The organism is Bacteroidales bacterium (assembly GCA_029210725.1).
Taxonomy (GTDB): Bacteria; Bacteroidota; Bacteroidia; order Bacteroidales.
Genome location: JARGFM010000038.1, coordinates 1 through 22,626, shown reverse-complemented (window position 1 = coordinate 22,626; position 22,626 = coordinate 1). Strand labels below are relative to the sequence as shown.

Genomic DNA, 22,626 nt, shown 5'->3' with positions numbered 1-22,626 from the left:
CAAAAATAGGGCGCTGCCGGACAGCAATGAACCGTTCAAACACCTAAACTGACGCATACGTAAAAGGATCTGGAAATACGTATAAAGACGTAGTGGAAACGATCAGAGCTCGATGAGGCCCGACTGGATGGCATACAAAACAAGCCCGGCTGTATTTTTAGCTCCCGTCTTCAGCAGCAGGTTCTCCCGGTGCTTGTCCACGGTCCGCTTGCTGACAAAGAGTGTGTCGGCGATCTGCTTGTTGGAAAAGCCTTTGCAGATGAAGGACAGGACCTCGGCCTCGCGTTCTGAAAGGTCGCCCGGCTTCGACGGCTTCTTTCGCCTGGTGAGGTTCTCTACCAGGCCCGAAACGATCTCCTGGGAAAAATAGCTCCGTCCCTCCGCCACGCTATGGATGGCCGACTCGACCTCTTGGATCCCCGAATTTTTCAGGATGAATCCCTTCACCCCCACCTCGATCATCCGGGTGTAAAACTCCTCCTCCCCGTACATGGAGAGGGCGACGATGCGAAGCGAAGGGACCTGCTCCAGGGCCGCTATGGTGGTATCTATCCCGTTCATGCCCGGCATCTCTATGTCCATAAAGACCACGTCGGGCAGCTGCTCCTCCGGTCCGCCCAGCATCGCCAGGAACTCCATGCCGTTGGAGGCCTCCCTCACCTCCCCGATAAAGGGCATACCGGTGAGCAGGAGCTTCAGTCCCTCCCTGAACAGCTCGTGATCGTCCACGATAAAAACCGAGATCTTATCCATGGGCAGCTGTTTTCAGGACCACACTGATGCAGACTCCCTGGTCGGGCTGACTGATCACTTTGAGGGTTCCGTGGATGGATTTGATGCGCGACTGGATGTTGGAATATCCCATACCGGGCTGGAGCTGCAGCACCTCTTCGGGATCGAAGCCCCTGCCGTTGTCGTAGTAATCGAGGGTCAGCCTGCCGTCGTTATAGTACAGGTCGATGTTCACCTCGCTGGCCCGGGCATGGGTGATGGTGTTATTGATCAGCTCGCACACCACCCGATACAGGACCACCTCGATGTTGGGGTCGAAACGAAGCCCCTCCGCGTTGGAGTTGACTTTCAGGGAGAGCTGATGGGTGAACCCGATCCTGTTGATAAACGAAGAGATGGCCCTAAGCAGTCCGAAATGGTTCAGGACATGTGGACTGAGCTTGTTGGATATCTCCTTGATGGTGTTCACCGATTCATCGATGAGCTTACTGGTGTTGTCCAGAATCTTCAATTGGCCGGGTGCCGTCTCACCGGGGACCAGCGCCGAGAGCGACATTTTGATGGAGGAGAGCAGCGGGCCCAGTCCGTCGTGCAGCTCCTTGGCAAATTTCTGCCGCTCACTCTCTTCGGTCTCCAGGATGGCCGACAATACCCTGGCCTCGTTCTCAATCTTCAGCTCATCAATTCTCATTTGTAGGTTAAAGATCCGCTTGATATAAATCAGCCCGATAAGAATGAGGATAGAGATCCCGACCGCCATCCATGAACTGGCGAGGTTTTTCAGAGCACTCATTTCGACCTGCAAAACCTCCACCAGCTCCATCAGCCGTCGCACGGCCATCAGCAGGAAAGCGACCGATATCAGGACCCAGGAGATGTTGTACCGGGTGTGACGGATCAGGCTGATGGCAATAATTGCTGCAGCGAACTGGAAAAGCACCGCAAGGATCAGAGCGACTATTATAATGGGCATTGCCGGGAATCTGTGGTGCTAAATTACATCAAATTTCTGTGCATGGAAAATGTAAGCACTGAATCTTGCTGTACGGAAGTCATCCGGAAGGTTCAGGCCCCGATCCACCGGCCGAACAGGACATCATAAACTCCATAGCAGGGACTCCCTTCTGCATCCATGTCCCGGAAAACCAGCTCCTTTTTCATCAGGGTTTTCAGGGATTGCAGAACGGTCGCCGAGGTTCCGGGGCCATGCCGGCTTAGGAAGTCGATCAATATGGGTATCTGGACCAGAGCGTCCCTGGCCACAGCTTTCCTGGTCATCTCCCCGAAGTAGAGGTTCAAATCTCTGGAGTAGATCAGGAACAGGACGGCAACATAAAGGACCACAACGGTCCATACGAATAGCGGGCTCATGAAATTCGAAGAAACGTTTGATTTGAATAAGCATTCTTTACCACCACGCAAATCGGTGAACTGAACAAATACTCTCACGATTATATAAACTTTTTGGGGTATCCCGGGCTTAGATTTTCAGAAACGATAAGATTCATGTAAAGCAACATTTCCGCGAAACCCAGGTCGACCCTGTTCACATTCCATTTTGGTTTCTTGTTGTTTGCAGTGCTACCGGATCCGGATTAACATAAGTCCGCCTGCGGTGACCGGGGACAGTAACAATCATTACTAATCGCGGGCTCCGGGATATTAACCGTCACCGGATATTGTTGTAAATTTCACTTTCCAAAAAAACTGCACTTCCATGATATACCCTGCTATGATTGTTCTGTTGGCCCTGGGTTTTGCCGCCTGTAATTCCTCTGAAACCTTTCCTTTCTCCGGCGACCTGAAGGTGGGAGAACCCGTGAAGGGAACCCTGGCGGTGGATACGCCCGATACCTTCTGTCTGGAACTGGCGGCCAACACGCACCTGTACGGATTTGCCGACCAGCTGACGGTCGACGTGGTGGTCACCCTCCTTGACTCCGTGGGCGCTCCCGTGGGGATGGTCGACGGACCTGCACGCGGACCCGAATACTTTACCTTCGAGGTGAAAAAGGCGGGAAGCTATTTCCTGGAGGTCAAACCTTTTGAAAAAGAGAGCGGCGATTACAGCATGGAGCTGGTCCGGGTGGAAGCCATCGCTACAGATGCCGGAAAACGGGCCGACCAGCTCTTTATTCCATACAGCGGTCCGGATAAACCCGGGGCGGTAGTCGGGGTTATACAGGACGGCAAGGTGCTGTTCTCCCGGGCCTGCGGCATGGCCGACCTCACTTTTTCGATCCCCTACAAAGTGTTTACCCCGTCGAACATCGGCTCGTTGTCCAAGCAGTTCACCGCGATGGCCATTCTCCTGCTGGAAAAGGACGGGAAGCTCTCGCTGGAGGATGATGTGCGGAAGCATCTTCCCGAGTTGCCCGACCTGGGACAGAAGGTAAGCCTGCGGAACATGCTCAACCATACCAACGGGTTCCGCGAGGTGTACAACCTGATGCCCATGACCGGGTGGAAGGGTGAGGATGTGCTGCTGCGCGGGGAGGTGCTGGAGATCCTGAAGCAGCAGAAGGAGCTGCAGGCGGACCCGGGAACAGAGTTCAACTACAACAACTCGGCCTTCATCCTGCTGGCAACGATCGTGGAGCGCATCAGCGGACAGTCCTTCCCGGAGTTTATGGAGGAACGCGTATTCGCTCCCCTGGGCATCGGGGTGGAGGAAGTGCGGGGACTGCTGGCCTATACTCATGGCGGGGCCGATATTGCCCACCGGGCCTTCCTGTTCTATTTCCCCGGACTGAAGGGCGGGGCTGTGGCCATGAGCAACAATGCCCTGTTTGATGCGGCCCATGTGGCCTATGAAATGGCCGCCCTGTTCTTTGGCGAGGAGATGGAGCAGGCCGAGAAGGCGAAAGAAAGTCCCGGAGAGGAAGGGGAAGAGACACAGGCAGCGGAAGAGGGCGCGGAGAATGCGCTTGCGGAAGAGGGCGCGGAGAATGCGCTTGCAGAAGAGGGTGCGGAGAAGGTGGAGGTCCCCTGACCTGTGCTGGAGTCCTATGCGGGCGATTACATGAGTAAGTGCAAGGAGTTGGTGCTTTCCTTCAGCATGGCCGACGGGGTCCTGAAGCTGACCACGGAGGGACAGCCCGGGACACGGATGGTCCCGATAACGCAGACCATGTTCCGGTACGAGGGCGCAGAGGCCTGGATCGAGTTCAAAAAGGATGCGGCGGGCAGGATCACCGGTGCGGTGCACACTCATGACAGGAACGACCTGGAGTGCGAACGGGTGCCTCCCTACGAGCCCGGACCGGAAATTCTGCAGGAATACCAGGGAAAGTATCTGAGCAGGGAACTGGAAACCTTCTATACCCTGGAGCTTCGCGATAGCACCCTGGTGGTGCTGATCCGGAACACCAGGCCGGTGAAGCTGGATGCCCTGGAGGCGGACCTCTAAAAGGGCGATATATACTTCCTGGGATAGCTGCAGTTCCTGCGTGATGCGGCCGGCACCATTACCGGCTTTGAGGCTTCCAACGGGCGCACCCGGGGGATCCTTTTCGAACGTTTCTGAGCGGATGGTTCACCCCTGCAGCAAACTTGATTTAGGAAGCTACATTTGATTATCTTTACCCCATGAAAGAAATGGAGCTGAATATCATCCGGATAAGCACAGAAAAAGAAAAAACAGCGTGTGCGGAAATTATGGCCGGCTCTGAGCCCTGGATCACCCTGGGTATATACATGGATCATATCATGAAAATACTCAACGACCCCCTTCATGAGGTATTTGCAGCCTATATCAAGGATGAAATTGTGGGGTCCATGGTCATACATACAAAGGGTGCTTTTCCTGCTTACCTGAAGAGCATCGCTGTTAAACAGGGCCCGGGGGGACAGGAACTGGTGGAGCAAATGATGGATTTTATTGAAAATGAGATTTTCTCCACCTATAAGAATTTGTTTTTATGTGTGTCGTCCTTCAATACGGAAGCCCGGCAGTTCTACATAAAACTGGGTTATGAGAGGATTGGCGAGCTGAAAGATTACCTGGTGGAAGGGCATGACGAGATCCTGATGAGAAAGACCATCGCTCCCATTCTTCAGGGAGCCCCCCGAAAGTAAGCTTATCGCTTTAGTTCCGGCGCTCCGGGTCTTTTAATCGTCCATGGAATGTTGTAACTTACTGTGATGAAAACAATCCTGACCCGATCCAACCGCATTTGCCTGTTTATACTCCTTATGGCATGGCCCTTCCCGGGAGCAGTCCATGCCCGGCTGCCTGTTCCGGATGCCCCTTCTGAACCCGACTTTACGGTCCGGGAAGAGATGGTTCCTATGCGCGACGGGGTCCGGCTCTATACCCTGATCCTGGAGCCGGCGGAGCCGGCCGGACCGCTGCCTGTTTTGCTGCTGCGCACCCCGTACAATGCGAACCAGGCCCCCGGCGATCTGTCCGCATCCAGCCTCCGTGTTGTGCTCGGGACGCAATTTTTGGGACCCGATTACATCTATGTGTTCCAGGATATCCGGGGCCGCTACCGGTCCGAAGGGGAATATTTCATGTACCGTCCGCCCATGGGACCCTTCAACCGGACCAGCACCGACGAGTCGACCGATGCCTGGGACAGCATCGACTGGCTGGTGAAAAACCTCTCCACCAACGCCCGTGTGGGTATCTGGGGCACCTCCTACCCCGGCTGGCTTACCCTGGCAGCCATGCGTAACCCCCACCCCGCCCTGGCCGCTGCGGTCCCCTTCAACCCGGTGGTGGATACCTGGAAGGCCGACGACTGGTTCCACTGGGGGGCCTTCCGCGGAGTTTATGCCTTCGATTTTATCTACGGCATGGAAACCTTTACCGACACCTACAGCAATTTTCCCTACGAACAGAATGAACTCTATAGCTGGATGCTTCCCCCGAAAGCGCTGGATAAGAGTCTGGGTACCCGCCTGGATGAGCGGCACGAGATGTGGCAGCGGCTTATGGAATTTCCCGCTTACGGGCCCTACTGGAAGGAGGTGGCGGCCGACCAGTGGTTCGAGTCGCCTTCGCGGATCGTCCCGGCCCTTCATGTCCATGGATTCTGGGACCAGGAGGACATCTACGGCTCCCCGGCGGCCTATGCCGCCCTGGAGCGCTTCGATACCGCCAACAATCTGAATTTCTTTGCAGCCGGCCCCTGGTACCACGGGCAGCATTTCGAGGACGGCAGCAGCCTGGGACAGCTGCAGTTCGGACATAACACAGCAGAACGCTTCCGCGAAAAGGTGCTCTCCCCCTTCCTTCGCCATTTCCTCCATGACCTTGAACCCTCGCTCCCATACCCGGTCACGGTCTTTGAGACCGGGAGTTTGCGCTGGCAGCATTTCGAGAGCTGGCCGCCTGCTGTCCAGGAGATGCAGCTCTACCTGCAGCCCGGCGGGAAACTGAGTTTCTCTCCCCCGGACAGGGCGGAGTCTTTCACCGCTTACAGCTCCGATCCGGAGCACCCGGTTCCCTTTAAACCCAGGCCCGTATGGAATATGGATTACGGCAATGCCCCTGCCCTGAAGGCCTGGCAGCGCTGGCTGGTGGAGGACCAGCGTTTCGTCGATGGCCGGCCCGATGTACGGACCTGGGTCAGCGAACCCCTTACTGAGTCGCTGACGCTGCGCGGACCGGTGCTGGCGCAACTCTTTGCCGAAACTACCGGGAGTGATGCCGACTGGGTGGTGAAGCTGATCGATGTCTACGCGGGGGTGGAAGAGGATTTTGAGATGTCGGGCTTCCAGCTGATGGTCAGCGGGGAGATATTCCGCGGTCGCTACCGGGAGGATTACGAAAACCCCGTGCCCATCGAGCCCGATAAGGCGCTTCTGTACGAGATCCCCCTGCCCCAGGTGAACCATACCTTCCTGCCGGGCCACCGGATCATGGTGCAGGTCCAGAGCACCTGGTTCCCCCTTTACGACCTGAACCCGCAGACCTTCGTGCCTTCCATCATGACGGCCCCGGATTCGGCCTACCGGGTACAGCGCCACCGCATTCACCACAGTGCCAGCTTTCCTACCTACATCCGGGTATATAGGGATCAGAGTAGATAAAGAATAAATTTACCCTGGTAAGTGCCTATTCTTCCTCTCCCAGCCCGATCAAGAAATCGACGATAGATATAACTTCATCTTCAGTAATGACCGGTTTAGTCATGATCCTGGTCTTGTATTCCAAAACCTTCACATAATCCGGATCGGTGATCGCTCTGTTAAAATACTCCCGGTCGGCGACGATTGTTTTTTCCACCCCCTCACATTCGACAAAAATCTCCTTCCTGTAAAGGCCATTCAGAGGCGGGCCATACCTACCCTCCCTTCCGGGAATGACAGGCAAAACACCTGTACCTGGAAAACAAATGCATGCCATACAAGATTATAAGTTTTGCTCATTCTTACATAAATTCTGAAGACCATCATACACGAGCATGGATGTCTTTACAAAACCCTGACAGCGGGAGTCAACAAAGTACCTGACTAATACGTCTTTATTTTAACCATTAACCCACAGGGATTTAAAACGACAAAGAAAGGAGGTATCATGCGACTAAAACGATTAAAACTATGTATTGTATTCTTGTCAGGAATCGGACTAACAATGAATTTGCAGGCTCAAAATGCCATTCCGGCCACAGGGGGTAATGCTTCGGGCAGCAGTGGTTCAGTGAGCTATACCATTGGTCAGGTATTCTATGCTACCCATACATCCACAAATAATTCTCTGGCTGAAGGAGTACAACAACCTTACGAGATTTCGGTTGTAGTTGGAATTGAACAGGCCAGAGACATATCCTTAATATGTACGGTATATCCAAATCCTGCGACTGATCTGCTGACCCTGGAACTTGAAAGCCCTGACAACGAAAACATGTTCTTTCTGCTTTATGATATCATGGGAAAGCTGTTGGTCAGTAAAAAACTGATAGACATCAAGACCACTATTTCAATGGCAAATCTCGCTCCATCCACTTATCTTCTGAAAGTCGCTGACAATGAGAGAATAATTAAAACATTTAAAATCATCAAAACCCGATAAAGCCCACAACAATGAAAAAGTTATTCTCACTCATCGCAAGCCTCACGGTACTCTCAGGCATTTTCGCCCAGTCACCAGATAAAATGAGCTACCAGGCAATCATCCGAAATAACAGCAATAACCTGGTAACAAGTGTTCCTGTTGGCATGAAAATAAGCATTCTGCAAGGCTCTGCAGACGGAACTGTCGTTTATGCAGAAACCCAGTCACCAGAGTCAAATGCCAATGGATTGGTCAGTATTGAAATCGGAACAGGCACAACAACTGATGATTTCTCGGCCATTGACTGGTCAGGTGGACCGTATTACATTAAAACCGAAACAGATCCGGATGGTGGAGCAAACTATACCATTGTGGGCGTAAGTCAACTATTAAGTGTGCCCTATGCCCTATACTCGGAGACAGCAGGGAATGTATTTAGCGGCAGTTATATGGATTTGACGAATAAACCAACATTTGCAAGCGTTGCCACAAGTGGCAGTTACAACGATTTAAGCGATAAGCCCAGCATCTCCGGTAGTCAGTGGACGACCTCGGGCAGTAATATTTATTACAATGATGGCAACGTTGGCATCGGCACAGGCAGTCCGGCGACCCTTCTTCATGCACATGGTTCCCCGATTCCCAGTCGGGGACAGCTGTCCTTATCTTCCCCGGCCGGGGAAGGTACCTTTCTATCATTTTACGATGCCGACATTTTTAAGGCCTATCTCTGGTATGCTGTCGATGAGGAGGACCTTCGACTGCAAAACTTTACATCTGGCGACCTGAACCTGAATCCATATGGCGGAAATGTAGGCATCGGCACCAATACACCCGGTACAACTCTCGAGGTAAACGGACAGGTGAAAATTACCGGAGGGACTCCTGCCGCAGGCGAAGTTTTGACCTCAGACGGTACCGGTCTGGCAACCTGGGAACCGCTAACTGAAGACCGAGTTTATTTTGAGGTAAAGAAAAGCTCCGTTTTAACCTGGGGAGGCCCCGATTCGAAGCTTATTGATTTCAGCACGGGTGCACAGGTTTGGGAAAACCAGGGAAATGATTTTAACCTGAGCACAAACACTTTTACTGCCCCGGAAGATGGAATATATGCTTTTAACGGCGTGATATACTTTATAAACATGACTCCGGGATCTCTGATTTTTGCTATGCTGTTTGCCGGAAACAGATGGTATGAAGGTGCCTGGGCTTATTCCAGTTCAGCTTACCAGGGAGTGAGTATCTCTATGACCCTCTACCTTTCTGCAGGCCAGACCGCACAATTATGGGGAAGTTGTGATGATCCAGCTGCCCAGGTCTCCGGCAACAGCTCTACAACTTATGCATATACTCATTTTTCAGGAGCGAAAGTCAATTAAGTTTGTCACCTTATAAACTACAAAAAGGGGCTGTCTCAAAACAAAATGAGGTGGCCCTTTTTCATTTAGCAAACTGAGATTTGAATGCTTATTCCAGGCCATTGCGCAACCCAGAAGGAACTTGCTGCCTCCTTCGTGTACAAAGCTGATATGTATCTGAATAGCAAGCAACACCGTGAAAACAGTCAAATCATATAAGAGGCCGGCCTTCCTTTTTTCGCTCTTGATCCTGGCCCTGATCACCTGGCCCTCCTGCGAGAAGGCGGAGCCCATGGAGAAAGAAGCCAAAAAGATCGTACTGAACAAGAAGGCCGCCGAGATCCTGCAGGCCGACCGCCAGTTTGCCTTTGAACTTTTCAAAGAGGTCCATGGGCTCAGCGGGGAGGAGAACCTGATGATCTCCCCGCTCAGCACCTCCTATGCTTTGGGAATGACCCTGAACGGGGCCGCCGGGGATACCAGGGAAGCTTTCCGGCAGGTGTTGCATTTTGACGGGCTGAGCGACCAGGAGGTGAATGAAAGTTACCAGGACCTGATGGCGCAGCTGGTCACCCTGGATAATCAGGTGCAGTTCAGCATTGCCAACAGCATCTGGTACAAACCGGGGTACCGGGTCCTGGAGGACTTTATTTCCACCAACCGGGAGTACTTCGATGCCGCAGTGGAGGAGCTCGATTTCGCGGATCCGGAGGCGGTGGATATCATCAATGGCTGGATCGAGGATAAAACCAATGACAAGATCCGGGAAATGCTCGATTATATCCCGGGAGATGCGGTCATGTACCTGATCAATGCCATTTATTTCAATGCCACCTGGAAGTACCAGTTTGATACGGAGGAAAGCTTTGAGAACGATTTCCACCTGGAGGAAGGAGGCACGCACCGCTGCGATTTCATGCAGGTGGAAGGAACCTTCAATTATACCAGCCAGGAGGGTTTCAAAGCGGTTGAACTGCCTTACGGCGACAGTGCCTTCAGCATGGTGGTCCTCCTGCCGGAAGCCGGGATAAGCATCAACAGCCTGGTGGATGAGCTGAATGCAGAAAGCTGGGATACCTGGTTTAACACCTCCTACCCTGCCAATATCCTGATCCAGCTTCCCAAATTCAAATACGGATTCAAATCGCTGCTGAACGATCCGCTGATCGATTTGGGACTGGGGATCGCATTTAACGAGAGTGCCGATTTCACTCACATCACCCCCGGGGGCGGCATCTTTATTTCGCGGGTGATCCACCAGACCTTCATCGATGTCAACGAGGAGGGGACCGAGGCGGCAGCGGCCACCATCGTGGAGATGGTCGAGTCAACCGCGCCCCGTGGCCCCCTCACCTTCCGGGCCGACAAACCCTTCCTCTACGTGATCAGGGAAAACTCCACCGGGGCCCTCCTGTTCATGGGCAAAGTGGGGAGACCGGAGTACGAATCGGACTGAATAACGCCATACCCGTCAATCAAATAGTGTGAATGATGTAAATTATTTAGAAAGTTGTGTAAAGCATCAGAGTAAAATGATCCTCACCTTTGTACTACACTAGTTTGTAAGTCTTCAAATTGTAGTTTAACAGGTGATACTCTCCATAGAAATGAATACTAATGAAGCAAGAGGGAATTGGTACGAATTCACAGGCAAACTCAAGCGGAATTTTGCACAACTTATTGATAATGAGCCGATTTTACATGAAGGGAAAGAAGATGAAATGGTGGGACGGCTTTATCTTAAGCTTAGCAAACGACTCAGGAACTATTGAGGATTTGCAGGATTTACAGCCCGTTTAAACAACGGCCTTCCCGTTTATATCTCTGATACGGTTCCTTTTCACCATACCCTTCTGTTCATGGGCAAAGTGGGAAACCGGAGTACGAGTCGGACCGAATAGCGCTATGGCGGGCTCAGTTTCATGGTTTTCACGCTCTGGGGCTCCTCCAGGGCATTCAGGTTCGCGGCATCGCCATAGAGGTAATAAATGGTGGTACCCACGGTCTGCAGGGCCACCGGATCAATTCCTCCGCTAAAATCGCCTGATATGCTTTTCCATTCCGAACCATCATAGACACTGAGAAATGGATGGATCACTTCGGCCGATTCGATGTTCATGCTGCTCACAATCAGGTTCCCATCGGAATCGCTGACCAGGGCCAGGGGGAACTGGAACCACGATTCTGAGGGATTGTATGCCAGCTCATCCACACTGCTGCCTGAGATGATCCGGTACACGCCACCCCGGTAGCCGGTGCTGTTCGAACCAACCATCAGGTAGAGCTGCGAGGCGGATCCGGCGATCTCTGTAAAGCCGATTTCGCTCTGCGACCAGCTCAGATCGTCCACCCAGGCAGTCCCCTCCAGATGCTTAATATGAAGCATATCGTTTTCGAGGTACGACAGATAAAGCACGCCGTCCAGGATGTTCATCTGAAGCAGGCGGGGATCGGCCGAAGCGATGATGCCGCTGCCATCGCCTCCCACGGTCTCCCAGGCATCTCCATTTCGCTTAAGGACCTGTAAATCATAGTCCGGATATGGAGTAATGGCCATATAAAGCTCGTCGTTCAGCACTTCTATGTCGATGTCAGAAGGACTATCGGCCTGCCCGAGGTTGGACGGACACAGGTTCGCGGTCCACTGATCCTGGTACCAGGCATAGACACAAAGGGAATCGTCGATGCCTGCGACATAGGAACGGTCCGTGGCAACGGCAAAATGGGTTTCGTCGAACTGGTTGTCCTGCGAAGCCGTCCAGACCGGCTGCCAGGCATCGCTTACCAGTTTGAGCAGAGAGGGGTCGCCATAGCCGGTGGCACCCACATTATTCAGGGCTCCGGCGTATAACACACTCCCGTACTGTTTCATGCGGATCCGGTCCACACTTCCGTCGGCTTACGCCGTCCAGGTGTTACCCAGGTCGGCGATCTGGTAATCAACCGCCGGGGTACCGCCCCCGCCTCCGTCAGCTTCTGCGACCGTTCCCTCTACAGTGCCTGAATAAGGCCAGTAACGCACATCGACCCGGTAATACCAGGTTTTTCCCTGCATATCGGGACGGTCGTGGAAATTATCGTAATAAGAGCGATACTCCCCCACTTCCGCAATTTTCTCAAAATTCGAATCGGGCCGATCGCTGCGGTATACGTCAAAGCGGATATCCGTATCGTTCATACGGGTATTGTGATTGCCCGCGTTCCAGCTCAGGCTGTTTGCCATGTCACTGACTACAATATCAATCTCCGTAACGGGAATGATGTTATAGGCGTATCCTTCATCAATATCCGAGTAGGGAGCATCGTCGGGCCAGTCGTTCTTTATCCGGTATTCGAAGATCTTGCCGGGAGGCATCCCGGTGGTTCCATAAGAATGATCATCGAAAAAAGGCTGTCCGGTACCTGTTATAGGAATCCATTCCTCGCTTCCCTTTTCCCGGCGCTCCACCAACACAGTGCCCACATCAGGATCCTTTTGAAAATCGACATAAATACATCCCGGAAACATTCCATCTGAGGCAGATAATCCGGTAGGAGAAGGATTTCCCTCCTCGGTTTCACAGGCGGAAAAAGCCATAGTCATGGCACAGCAATAAGCAAGAATCTTTTTCATTATGTTGGGTTTTGCAGGCGATGCCGGCACACTGGCTTACCTTTTTCTATACGGAGAAGTATCCGGAAAGATTCAAAAAAATCAATCCAGAGGCCTATCCCGGTTCTTTGGTGGCATCGGAACGGATATGCAGATCGCGCTGCGGGAAGGGGATCTCGATGCCCTCTTCGGCCAGTCTTCGGTTGATCCCCACAAGCAGGTCGCTCTCCACCTCCAGGCGGTTTTCCATGTGCACCCAGGCCAGTAGTCTGAAATTCAGTGAGCTGTCGCCAAACTCAATAAAATAGGCCCTGGGAGGGGGGTCCTTCATTACCAGTTCGTGGTTTGCGGCAAGCTCGGTCATTATAGCCAGCACACGCTCCGGATCGGTCCCATAGGCCACCCCGGCCCGGATATCCATACGGCGGAACGAATCGGAGAGGGTCCAGTTGATCATCTCGTTGGAGATCAGGTTGCCATTGGGCACCACCACCTCCGCCCCGTCGAAGCTATGCACGGTACTGGAGCGAAGGCCAATGGATTTGACCGTACCCATCAGTTCGCCCACCTGTACCACATCGCCCACATTAATGGGTCGTTCAAAGGCCAGGATCAGTCCCGATACCAGGTTATTAAAGATGTTTTGCAGGCCAAAACCTATCCCCACCGAGAAGGCTCCCAGTACAATGGAAAGATTGGTCAGTTCCATTCCGGCTACCCGGGCAGCCAGAACGAATCCGAGGGAAATCAGCGCAATCCGCAATAAGAGTACAATGGTGCCGGGCATTCCTTTGGACGTTTTCACCCTGGTAAACACATCCTTCTCCAGGACATGTCTCATCATCTTGGTAATCATAATAGAGAGCCAGATGACAAAGAAGAAGATCAGGATATTACCCAGCGAAATCGTTATCTCCCCCAGACTGAAACCGTTGGTAAAGACGCCTCTTCCCCATTCAAATACCGCATCTTTGATCCTTAATAAATCCAGTGAAATGGAGAGAAAGATCAGCAGGAGGATCAAGTCTGCGAGCCATAGCGATTTCCGGTGGATTACTGCAAACTCATCCCTGATCACGTTCAGTTTCTGAAGATAGTTGCCGGAAAGAATCAGGAAGATTAAGGTATCGGCCAAGCGGGTCAGGATCTGAATGGCAATGGCCAGGATGGTGATCTGCAGGGGAAGCAGCGTGAAAAACTCGGCCAGCCGGAAGGCACCGGCCAGGTTGGCAATCAGGGCCAGGAATTCCAGGATCAGGAATACGGCCACCAGTGTCCTGAAAAACCGGTATAAAAGAGTGTTCTTGATCAATCCTTCAAAAGGCTGGCGCCGGTAAACCCATGCAAACAGCCAGATGGAAGTCAGACCGATGGCTATCAGCAGGATCCTGAGCAGGATCCCCGGATGATAGGCCAGCTCATACAGGGTATTAAAACTGGCTGCCACCACCAGCACCACGATCCATAGTCTGAACCTGGCTCCGTAGATCCGGATCATCAGAACAGTCATGGAGAAGATCACCACCAGCAGATTGAGGTCGTTAAAGGTATCGGGCAGATCGGGGACCAGCAAACGGACCATCAGGCTCGTCAGGAAAATGGCGGAAGCTAAAGGGGCATTGATAATGATCCGGTGTTCTTTGGACAATTCCAGCCGTCCGCCGCTGATCAGGCGGGAATAGTTCTTCCTGAACCATATCAAAAAGGCAAGAAGCGCTGAAAAAAGCAAAAGCGAGGTAAGCATAGAACCTGTATAACCCGATTTTAGCAGCTCCAGGTCGGTTCTCATCGATTGTCTGAACTTTTCGGTATGCAGGCGGATCTGGCCCCGGTTTTTCAGGTTTCCAAGGTCCCTGAAAAGGCCGGGCATATCCCGTTTGAAAAGAGTTTCTCCCAGCACGGTCTTCTGGTCCCTCACCCTCTCCAGGACCTGCTGGAGATTGACCCGCATCTCTGTAAGCCGGTCCTGGATACCCAGGATAGATACCAAATCGTCCTGAAGCAGGACCCTGACCGAATCGATCCGCCGGAGGGTGGCCTGGATACGTTCCTCCCTCGAAACGACCGCCTCATCCCCGGCCGGCTGTTCCAGGGTAAGCTGCCACCTTTGCCTGTTATTTTCCAGCAGGCTCAGTTCATTTTCAAGCTCCCCCGTAACTTTTATAAGACTTTCCTGAAAGGGCTCCAGCTGACTGAGATGAAACCGGGCGCGCTGAGTGACCAGGTCCAGCTGTCTTCTGCCAGCAGCTTCCAGCCGGATGGTCGATGAATCGCCAAGAAAGTTGTTGAACAGGCTTAGAAGGGAGTCCGATTCGCTGGTAAAAGCGTCCATGAGCTCCGGCGACAGCTGTTTTTTCAGGGATGCGTTGATCAGGGTGCCGGAGTTACCCAGCTCTTTGCTTATATCGATGGCCGGAAAGGGCTGTACCATGGAACTGTCTGCCTCTTCCGTTTTATCCCGGGAAAGGAGGTCCTGGGCAGTCAAAGTGCAGGCAAATGAAAAAAGAGCCAGGAGTACGGCAGCGAAGGAGACAGTATTTATTTTCATGTACCGGGCGATTGGTAGATCAAAGCTACAAAATAGTATTTTTAGGGAGAAATCTTAACTTGCAGCCACATATTAAAGCCTGTCCGTTTTGAAAGCCATATCCCACATACTGCTATTTAGCCTGGCGTTGATCCTCCTGTTTACCGGGTGCGACCAGGGCCCCTTCCCTGAGGATCCCATCAAGATTGACGACCAGGCCCTGCTGACGGCACTGCTGGAACCCGGTCCGGATGGAGAGGGCGGACTTCAGCGGATCGACCGCAATAAGGATGGTATGATCAGCTACGAGGAAGCGGAAGCCATCACTTACCTGGATGTGAGTCACAGGGGGATCGCCAGCATGAAGGGGATCGAGCGCTTTATCAACCTGGAGATTCTGCGGTGCCGCGACAACCGGATCACCAAACTGGATATCAGCAGCAATCCGGCCCTGCAGGTGCTCGACTGCCGGAACAACCGCCTGATTGCCCTGGACCTGTCCGGGAACCCGGATCTGGTGCAGGTGGACTGTGGCCATAACCTCTTATTCGGCCTCGATCTGTCCCTGAACCCTGCCCTGGAAGACCTGGATGTGGGCTACAACCTGATTTCGGCACTGGATCTTTCCAATAACGATTCCCTGCAGGGCCTGGATTGTGCCAGGAACCAGCTTTCCGCCCTGGATCTCTCCGCGAACCAGGCCTTGCGGAGCCTCGACTGCTCCTCCAACCGGCTTACAGAGGCGGATGTGTCCGGCAATCCTGCTTTGACCTTCTTCGACTGCAGCGCGAATGCCCTGGAAGCTCTGGATCTTTCCATGAATGTAGCCCTGCAGGAGCTGAGCTGTGACAGCTGCCGGCTGAGCGTTCTGGATTTGTCCGGGAACCCGGAACTGCTTTTTCTGAGCTGCCGCTCTAATCAGCTGACCGGGCTGGACCTGTCAGAAAACCGGGATCTGGTAAGTCTTTTCTGTTCCTGGAACCAATTAAGCAACCTGGATATTTCGGCCAGCAGCAAGCTGGTGGATCTCTATTGCGAGCACAACCAGCTGAGTTCCCTGTATCTGGTCAATAAGATGTGGCTCCGTCATTTGTACTGCGGGTACAACCAGATCAGCAGCCTGAATATTTCCCTGAATTATAATCTCTGGGTGGTGGATGTAACCGCCATTCCCGCACTGGGGGAAGTATGCGTCTGGGAACTTCCCTTCCCGCCTGAATACATCCTGGTAAACTCGGCAGGCAGCCCCAATCTTTTCTTCACCACCACCTGCAGTAAATAAGCCGGCCCCGGTAGATCGGGATGCATAGCGGGATCCCTTTGATGATGCATAGCGGGATCCCTTTGATATTACCTTTGCCTTCACTAACTTGGCCTATTATGAACCGGCCCCGACACTTCAGCGGAAGGATCCTGCTTGGCATTCTGGTGCTTATGCCTGCCTGCTCGGAAGATTTCCTGAATGTGGATCCGGCCGGAGAGCTTGGCCCCCCGGTGCTGGCCACATACGAAGGAGTGGATGCCCTCCTGACCGGGGCCTACTCCATGCTGGACGGTGTTTCAGAGGACTTTGGATGGGAGTCGGCCACCTCTGGCTGGGTCTTTTCCAGTATCCGGGGCATGGAGTCCAATAAGGGAACCGACGCGGGCGATGCGTCCAGCTTCAATAACATTGTGACCTTTTCAGAAACAGCTGCCTGGAGTTGGGGCTACCTGGATCTCAAATGGCAGGCCGTCTATGAATCCATCGCCCGCTGCAACGCGGCCCTGTCCACCGCCCATCTGGCCCTGGAATCAGGAAGCATTTCCGGGGACCAGTACCAGTGGTTAAGCTCTCAGGCCAGGGCGCTGCGTGGCTTTTACCATTTTGAGGCATGGAGGCTCTGGGCCGACCGCACCTACAACCGTTTCGTTCCCTATGTGGACGAATACACCGACTTTTCCACCCTGAACAACATGGAGGATATCCGCGACCGGATCATTGCCGATCTGAGCGAGGGGACCAGACTTCCTCTGAACATGGTGCAGGTGGGGCGTTTTAATAAAAGCGTCTCCCAGGTTTTCCTGGCCAAGGCCCTGATGCAGATGTATGGCGATTATGAGGAGGCCCTGCTGCTGCTCACCGAGGTGGAGGAGAGCGGCTCCAATCCGGCGGGACAGAAAGCCGGACTGGAAGCCCGCTACGGGGATGTGTTTGATATTGAATTCCGGAACGGAGTGGAATCCGTTTATACCGTGCAATACTCGGTCAACGACGGCTCCGGGGGCAGGAACGGCGGGTATGCCGAGGCGCTGAACTTCCCTTATAAGTCCGGGCAGTCGCCCGGGGGATGCTGCGGCTTCTTTCAGCCCACCCAGGACTTTGTGAACTCCTACCGCACCGGTCCCGACGGGCTTCCCCTCTGGGACAGCTACAACGAGGAGATGGTCCGCAACGACCAGGGCCTGCCTCCCTCCAGACCCTGGGATGCCACCAAAAGTTACATCACGGGAAATACCGTTCATATCTATGACCCGGCCGATCCCTTCACCGATCTGCAGTACCGGTCCCTGACCGGAAGCACGGAAGTGCCCAACGTGGGGAATTTCCCCCTGACAAGTCCGTCCCGCTGGGCCTTTGACTCAGTGGTTTTTGCCCATTATGCCGGGAACCTGGATCCGCGCCTCGACTGGTCGGTCGGCCGCCGGGGCATCCCCTACTGGGACTGGGGAAGGCATACGGGAAGGGATTGGGTCAGAGATCAGAATTTTGCCGGGCCTTACAGTCCCAAGAAGCAGGTCTACAAGAAATCCCAGGAGGGGATCTACACCGAGGTGGGGAACTGGACCTCCGGCTTTACGGCCAATGGCTACCGGATGATCCGCTTTGCCGATGTGCTCCTGCTGAAGGCCGAATGCGAGGCCCGGACCGGCACCGGCGACCTGGGTCTCGGGGAAGTCAATGCCGTACGGGCCCGGGCCGCCAATCCCGATGGTTTTGTGAAAATGGAGGACGGGACCACCCCGGCAGCCAACTATGTCATCGGGCTTTATCCTTCCTTTCCCGATCCGCAGTTTGCCCTGAAGGCCATCAAGTTTGAACGCCGGCTGGAACTGGGCCAGGAAGGGCACCGCTACTACGATCTGCAGCGCTGGGGCAGCGTGGTCTCCGAACTGAGCCGGATCCTGGCCTACGAAAAGACCATGCCCTGGGGACGGGCACATTATGGTAATGCCGAAGTGGGACCCGAGGATGTAAACTACCCCATCCCGCAGCGCATCCTGGACCAGCACCAGGGAAGGTTCATTCAGAACAGGTAGCCTATAAGTCTCGGGGGAGTCCTCTAAGGCCTCATCCACCTTAGATTCCGGTCCTCTTAACGGGTTTTTCTTCGTTTGCTCCGGGAAGCGCATGAAAACCAGGTAGTCCCGTTCACCAGAATCCGGATGTAACAAACTCATTACTTATTTCATATTTGTTACATCTTCGTTCAAATCCAAATATTTTGATGCCGGTATAACAAACTGTATATCTATATTTTACAAGTACAAAAAAAAATATCAGATTTGATCTGCATGTCATATACTTGTTGAAAAGTTGCAACTTCGTTACATGCCAAAAATCCGAAAACAGGATAGGTTCCCCGGCGGCCTTTGATGGGGATCGTAAACTAATAAGCCCGGCAGCCTTCCCTGCTCCCTCTCTACCAGTTTCTCTATCTGCATTTTATCCTCAGCGGTCATCTTTATCTGACTTACTCTCTGATTCTGTAGACGAATGAGAGGCCACAATATTTTAAATCCTTGCGATTTCGTGGTAAATTACGGAACTAATCGCTCTTTGATGGGCAGATGCCCATTCAAAAAAAAATAATACGGACACTGAAAATAAACCGGATATGAAACACTCACGACACCATCTGCTTATTGCGCTGGTCTGCCTGTTTTTCCTGCCGGATGTTTCCGGGCAGGAAACCGGCATCACTGTCAACACCGGATGGGACCACGAACGTCACTCCTGGAAGGCGCAATGGATCACCCACCCCACTGCCCCGGTGCTGGACTACGGGGTATTTCTCTTCCGGAACGAGTTCCGCCTGGAGCAGGTCCCCGATTCGCTGGTGGTCCACCTGTCGGCCGACATGCGTTATAAGCTCCGGGTGAACGGACAAATGGTCACCACCGGTCCGGCCAAGGGCAGTTTTAATTACTGGCGCTATGAAACGATCGACCTGCGCCCCTGGCTGACGGAGGGCGATAACGTGCTGGCCGTGGAGGTCTACAACCTGGGGATCGAACGGCCGGCGGCCATGTTCTCCAGGCAGACCGCCTTTATTTTTCAAGCGGAGCACCACCCGGGAGGCGAAACGGGACTGACTACCCCGGGCAACTGGAAGGTAACGGAGAGCAAGGCCTATGCGCCGATCCCCGTTTCGGGCGCGGATGTGGGGGGCTACTACGTGGCCGGTCCCACTGATCGCTTTGACGCCTCTCATTACCCCTGGGGATGGATGAAGCCCGGCTTCGTTGTTTCCGGATGGAAAGAACCGAAAGCCCTGGGAAAAGGCGTGGGAAGAGGTTACATGCACGGGGTCAGCTGGATGCTGGTGCCCCGCCAGATCCCCCTGCTCGAATCGGGGGAGTTGCGCTTTGCCCGGGTGGCGCGGGTCGCCGGACTGGAGGTGCCCGAAGGATTTTTGGAGGGCAGGGAACCCCTGGTGATCCCCGCCGGGGATACTGTAAGCCTGCTGCTCGACCAGGGCGAACTGACCGTGGGCTACCCGGTACTGAAATTTACCGGGGGACCCGGAAGCACGATCAGGCTGACCTATGCCGAGTCGTTGCGCCATCCCGACGGGTCCAAGGGCAATCGCGACCAGACGGAGGGGAAGGAGATCCTGGGCTATCACGATCTGATCCTTCCCGACGGTGGCGCCCATCGAAGCTTTCAACCCCTCTGGCTGCGCACCTGGCGTTATGTGCAGGTCGATATCGTATGCGCGGAGGATCCCCTGATCATCCACGATTTCTATGGCGATTTCTCCGCTTATCCCTTCCGGGAAAAGGGATCCTTCTCCAGCGACAATCCCCTGCATGAGCAGATCTGGGAGGCCGGATGGCGAACCGCCCGGCTCTGTGCCGGGGAGACCTACATGGACTGCCCCTACTACGAGCAGTTGCAGTACCTGGGCGATACCCGCATCCAGGCGCTGATCTCCTTAACGGTGGCCGGGGACGACCGGCTGATGCGCAATGCCCTGAAACAGGCCGACGAATCGCGTTTGCCCGGGGGACTGACTCTTTCCCGGGGGCCCTCCTTCATCCCCCAGGTGATCCCGGCCTTTTCCCTCTACTGGGTCGATATGGTGCACGACTACTACCTCTACCGGCAGGACGATCAGTTCCTCCGCCAGTTTCTCCCGGGAATCGAAGCGGTGCTGGGATGGTTCGAGAGGCACATCGACTATACCGGTATGCTGGGCCCCCTGGACTGGTTCAATTTTGCCGACTGGACCGACGGCTTTATGGCGGGCGCCCCTCCCGGAGCCGACCTGGGACATTCGGCCCTGATCAGCCTGAATTATGTGTATGCCCTGCACCGGGCCGCCGAGCTTTTCAACTGGTTCGCGTCGCTGGAAAATTCCCCCGGGCTGGCCTTCAGGGCCCAGGAGTATCTGAAACAGGCAGAGCGGACCCGGAAGGCGGTCTACAATCTTTGCTACGATTATTCGCGCGGTCTTCTTTCCGATCTCCCCCTGGACGATCCCACCCGGGACGAACTGTACAAAAATGGCCTCTATTCCCAGCATACCAATATCTGGGGCATTCTTACCGGAGCATTCCCGGAAGATGACGTACCTGCAGTCATGGAAAAGATCCTATCCGATTCAAGCCTGATCCCCACCACCATCTATTTTCGTTTCTATCTCTTCCAGGCTATGCAGATGGCCGGGATGGCCGACCGGTACACGGAGATGCTTGGCTCGTGGGAACGGATGCTCGGGAACGGGCTCACCACCTTCCAGGAGGGCGATTACAAGGACCGCTCCGACTGCCACGCCTGGTCGGCCAGTCCCCTCTACCACTTCCTCTCCCTGGTGGCCGGCATCACCCTGGCCGAACCGGGCTTCCGTTCGGTAAACATCGCCCCGGCCCTGGGCCCTTTGAAACACATTGAAGCAGCCATGCCGCATCCCGCCGGCATGATCGGGGTACAACTGGAGAGAAGGGGAAAAGAGGGGGTCAAAGGCAGCATTACCCTTCCCGAAGGCCTTCATGGCACCCTGATCTGGAACGGTTACAGCTATCCCCTGGTTCCCGGCGAACAGGAGATAAAACAATAAGTGGAAAAAACGGAGTGCTTAACAGTCCGGGTAGAGCGGGTCGTTACCTCCCCGCTCCCCCACAGATCCGGACGAGCGGCTTTCCCGCATCCGGTTCCTCAGAAATCAGATTCACCACAGGGAATAAGAATGCTTAATAAAGGGTTTCAACAGCGGGGTGTACATGTCGACATAACTTGAGAACTTGCTCCAGTTAAGTTTCACTTTCCCACCTCTGCGATTCAGCCATTTGAACAACCTCTGTCTCACTATCTGAAAGAAGCCGTACAGACTTCTGTTGTTGAAAGTGATACCATAATAGTAGTAGTGTCCCTGCAACTTGATATTGAGTGCGGCAAACAAATCGCTGAGCTTCATGTGGCGAATGTCCCCGACGGAACCCATAGGAGAAAGGCTTAAACTCTTCCTCATATACCGGTTCCAGTACTTTGCGAACACTCTCCTGAAGTACCTTGTCCTCTATAGTCGAGATTCCTATCGGGCGACGACCGTCCTTGTCTTTGGGTATATATACCCGCCGTACGGCCGGGGCCTTGTAACGTCCGGATTTAAATTCCTCCAGAAGATCCTCTCTCCTTTGTGGAAATTCCTTCCCGTACTCCTCCCACCTCTTCCCGTCGATTCCCGCTGCACTACGCCGGTTGAGCCTCTCATAGCTCTCCTGTAGCAGCTGTGCATCTATATAAGGATACAGGCTATTTAGCGCCTCTCCTTTGAACTTCCTGGCTCTTTCGGTTATCTGCAATTCTACCGTTGTCATCTTACCATGTAACTGATACATTAATGTTTCTAAACTACAGTTCTGACTTCCGGCATCCCCCTTCCCTAATCACCGGCTTTCGGCGGTTCCCGATTTCCCGGCTTTCAAACGGTACTATGAGGTTGCTAAGACTGCCTTCGTCCTTCTCTTTCCCTTCGGTTTCCCTCGGTACTGATACCACTATCGCCCGCTGCTTTTCTTCTCGTTACTCCAGGAGCAGCATGTTCCCCGGGTAACCCGGTCCTTTGGTCTAGCGGTGGACCCTACTCCGCTTCTCTGCCTGTGGAGACGGTAGGCTCTCCCGTGTGCCCGTGTCTCCCTATTCTGACTC

The 22,626-nt window shown here is 53.8% G+C and carries 18 protein-coding genes; 10 read left to right on the top strand and 8 right to left on the bottom strand.

Features of this window, described 5'->3' with window-relative positions; all coding sequences use genetic code 11:
• Nucleotides 1-102: 102 nt before the first annotated feature.
• The 3 genes from P1P86_15110 to P1P86_15100 all read right to left on the bottom strand — a co-directional run bounded on the left by P1P86_15110 (nt 103) and on the right by P1P86_15100 (nt 2,103).
• A complete protein-coding gene (locus P1P86_15110) occupies nt 103-753 on the bottom strand; it encodes a response regulator transcription factor (protein ID MDF1576515.1) in 651 nt (216 codons plus the stop codon).
• Nucleotides 746-1,705 (bottom strand): sensor histidine kinase, encoded by a 960-nt coding sequence (locus P1P86_15105; protein MDF1576514.1) that lies wholly within the window; start codon nt 1,703-1,705, stop codon nt 746-748. Before P1P86_15105 ends, P1P86_15110 begins: the two co-directional genes overlap by 8 nt.
• A 92-nt stretch (nt 1,706-1,797) precedes the next feature.
• On the bottom strand, nt 1,798-2,103 hold the full coding sequence (locus P1P86_15100) for a hypothetical protein (protein ID MDF1576513.1): 306 nt from the start codon (nt 2,101-2,103) through the stop codon (nt 1,798-1,800).
• A gap of 346 nt (nt 2,104-2,449) precedes the next feature.
• Here P1P86_15100 and P1P86_15095 point away from each other — a divergent pair, with 346 nt between their 5' ends.
• From P1P86_15095 to P1P86_15080, 4 genes are all read left to right on the top strand, one after another.
• Entirely contained in the window at nt 2,450-3,724 is a 1,275-nt protein-coding gene (locus P1P86_15095) for a serine hydrolase (GenBank protein MDF1576512.1), read from the top strand.
• A gap of 30 nt (nt 3,725-3,754) precedes the next feature.
• On the top strand, nt 3,755-4,141 hold the full coding sequence (locus tag P1P86_15090) for a hypothetical protein (GenBank protein MDF1576511.1): 387 nt from the start codon (nt 3,755-3,757) through the stop codon (nt 4,139-4,141).
• Nucleotides 4,142-4,320: 179 nt separating this feature from the next.
• Entirely contained in the window at nt 4,321-4,809 is a 489-nt protein-coding gene (locus P1P86_15085) for a GNAT family N-acetyltransferase (protein MDF1576510.1), read from the top strand.
• A gap of 66 nt (nt 4,810-4,875) precedes the next feature.
• The gene (locus tag P1P86_15080) at nt 4,876-6,771 is read left to right on the top strand and encodes a CocE/NonD family hydrolase (protein MDF1576509.1); all 1,896 of its coding nucleotides are present in this window, start codon (nt 4,876-4,878) and stop codon (nt 6,769-6,771) included.
• 25 nt (nt 6,772-6,796) lie between these two features.
• On the opposite strand, the gene P1P86_15075 is transcribed toward P1P86_15080, so the two are convergent.
• Entirely contained in the window at nt 6,797-7,087 is a 291-nt protein-coding gene (locus P1P86_15075) for a hypothetical protein (GenBank protein MDF1576508.1), read from the bottom strand.
• A 171-nt stretch (nt 7,088-7,258) separates the two neighbouring features.
• Here P1P86_15075 and P1P86_15070 point away from each other — a divergent pair, with 171 nt between their 5' ends.
• The 3 genes from P1P86_15070 to P1P86_15060 all read left to right on the top strand — a co-directional run bounded on the left by P1P86_15070 (nt 7,259) and on the right by P1P86_15060 (nt 10,549).
• On the top strand, nt 7,259-7,753 hold the full coding sequence (locus tag P1P86_15070; GenBank protein ID MDF1576507.1) for a T9SS type A sorting domain-containing protein: 495 nt from the start codon (nt 7,259-7,261) through the stop codon (nt 7,751-7,753).
• Nucleotides 7,754-7,764: 11 nt separating this feature from the next.
• Entirely contained in the window at nt 7,765-9,114 is a 1,350-nt protein-coding gene (locus P1P86_15065) for a hypothetical protein (protein ID MDF1576506.1), read from the top strand.
• A 175-nt stretch (nt 9,115-9,289) separates the two neighbouring features.
• Nucleotides 9,290-10,549, top strand: coding sequence for a serpin family protein (locus P1P86_15060; protein ID MDF1576505.1), 1,260 nt, complete (start codon nt 9,290-9,292; stop codon nt 10,547-10,549).
• 447 nt (nt 10,550-10,996) lie between these two features.
• On the opposite strand, the gene P1P86_15055 is transcribed toward P1P86_15060, so the two are convergent.
• The 3 genes from P1P86_15055 to P1P86_15045 all read right to left on the bottom strand — a co-directional run bounded on the left by P1P86_15055 (nt 10,997) and on the right by P1P86_15045 (nt 15,233).
• On the bottom strand, nt 10,997-11,965 hold the full coding sequence (locus P1P86_15055) for a hypothetical protein (GenBank protein MDF1576504.1): 969 nt from the start codon (nt 11,963-11,965) through the stop codon (nt 10,997-10,999).
• A gap of 27 nt (nt 11,966-11,992) precedes the next feature.
• The gene (locus P1P86_15050; protein ID MDF1576503.1) at nt 11,993-12,706 is read right to left on the bottom strand and encodes a hypothetical protein; all 714 of its coding nucleotides are present in this window, start codon (nt 12,704-12,706) and stop codon (nt 11,993-11,995) included.
• Nucleotides 12,707-12,800: 94 nt separating this feature from the next.
• Nucleotides 12,801-15,233, bottom strand: a complete 2,433-nt coding sequence (locus tag P1P86_15045; GenBank protein ID MDF1576502.1) for a mechanosensitive ion channel — start codon at nt 15,231-15,233, stop codon at nt 12,801-12,803.
• A gap of 88 nt (nt 15,234-15,321) precedes the next feature.
• Between P1P86_15045 and P1P86_15040 the strand changes: the two genes are divergently transcribed.
• The 3 genes from P1P86_15040 (at nt 15,322) to P1P86_15030 (ending at nt 21,535) form a co-directional block, all read left to right on the top strand.
• Nucleotides 15,322-16,494, top strand: coding sequence for a hypothetical protein (locus tag P1P86_15040; GenBank protein MDF1576501.1), 1,173 nt, complete (start codon nt 15,322-15,324; stop codon nt 16,492-16,494).
• A gap of 98 nt (nt 16,495-16,592) precedes the next feature.
• A complete protein-coding gene (locus P1P86_15035) occupies nt 16,593-18,512 on the top strand; it encodes a RagB/SusD family nutrient uptake outer membrane protein (protein ID MDF1576500.1) in 1,920 nt (639 codons plus the stop codon).
• A gap of 578 nt (nt 18,513-19,090) precedes the next feature.
• Nucleotides 19,091-21,535 (top strand): family 78 glycoside hydrolase catalytic domain, encoded by a 2,445-nt coding sequence (locus tag P1P86_15030; GenBank protein ID MDF1576499.1) that lies wholly within the window; start codon nt 19,091-19,093, stop codon nt 21,533-21,535.
• 193 nt (nt 21,536-21,728) lie between these two features.
• Here the strand turns inward: P1P86_15030 and P1P86_15025 are convergent, their stop codons facing one another.
• A complete protein-coding gene (locus tag P1P86_15025; GenBank protein ID MDF1576498.1) occupies nt 21,729-22,295 on the bottom strand; it encodes a reverse transcriptase domain-containing protein in 567 nt (188 codons plus the stop codon).
• Nucleotides 22,296-22,626: the final 331 nt, after the last annotated feature.

What these genes read in the sequence shown, in the direction of transcription:
- P1P86_15050 (MDF1576503.1), bottom strand. Translation starts at nt 12,706, where the DNA reads ATGAAAAAGATTCTTGCTTATTGCTGTGCCATGACTATGGCTTTTTCC.
- P1P86_15065 (MDF1576506.1), top strand. Translation starts at nt 7,765, where the DNA reads ATGAAAAAGTTATTCTCACTCATCGCAAGCCTCACGGTACTCTCAGGC.
- P1P86_15085 (MDF1576510.1), top strand. Translation starts at nt 4,321, where the DNA reads ATGAAAGAAATGGAGCTGAATATCATCCGGATAAGCACAGAAAAAGAA.
- P1P86_15095 (MDF1576512.1), top strand. Translation starts at nt 2,450, where the DNA reads ATGATATACCCTGCTATGATTGTTCTGTTGGCCCTGGGTTTTGCCGCC.
- P1P86_15075 (MDF1576508.1), bottom strand. Translation starts at nt 7,087, where the DNA reads ATGGCATGCATTTGTTTTCCAGGTACAGGTGTTTTGCCTGTCATTCCC.
- P1P86_15070 (MDF1576507.1), top strand. Translation starts at nt 7,259, where the DNA reads ATGCGACTAAAACGATTAAAACTATGTATTGTATTCTTGTCAGGAATC.
- P1P86_15030 (MDF1576499.1), top strand. Translation starts at nt 19,091, where the DNA reads ATGAAACACTCACGACACCATCTGCTTATTGCGCTGGTCTGCCTGTTT.
- P1P86_15045 (MDF1576502.1), bottom strand. Translation starts at nt 15,233, where the DNA reads ATGAAAATAAATACTGTCTCCTTCGCTGCCGTACTCCTGGCTCTTTTT.
- P1P86_15080 (MDF1576509.1), top strand. Translation starts at nt 4,876, where the DNA reads ATGAAAACAATCCTGACCCGATCCAACCGCATTTGCCTGTTTATACTC.
- P1P86_15055 (MDF1576504.1), bottom strand. Translation starts at nt 11,965, where the DNA reads ATGAAACAGTACGGGAGTGTGTTATACGCCGGAGCCCTGAATAATGTG.
- P1P86_15110 (MDF1576515.1), bottom strand. Translation starts at nt 753, where the DNA reads ATGGATAAGATCTCGGTTTTTATCGTGGACGATCACGAGCTGTTCAGG.
- P1P86_15025 (MDF1576498.1), bottom strand. Translation starts at nt 22,295, where the DNA reads ATGACAACGGTAGAATTGCAGATAACCGAAAGAGCCAGGAAGTTCAAA.
- P1P86_15105 (MDF1576514.1), bottom strand. Translation starts at nt 1,705, where the DNA reads ATGCCCATTATAATAGTCGCTCTGATCCTTGCGGTGCTTTTCCAGTTC.
- P1P86_15090 (MDF1576511.1), top strand. Translation starts at nt 3,755, where the DNA reads ATGAGTAAGTGCAAGGAGTTGGTGCTTTCCTTCAGCATGGCCGACGGG.
- P1P86_15035 (MDF1576500.1), top strand. Translation starts at nt 16,593, where the DNA reads ATGAACCGGCCCCGACACTTCAGCGGAAGGATCCTGCTTGGCATTCTG.
- P1P86_15100 (MDF1576513.1), bottom strand. Translation starts at nt 2,103, where the DNA reads ATGAGCCCGCTATTCGTATGGACCGTTGTGGTCCTTTATGTTGCCGTC.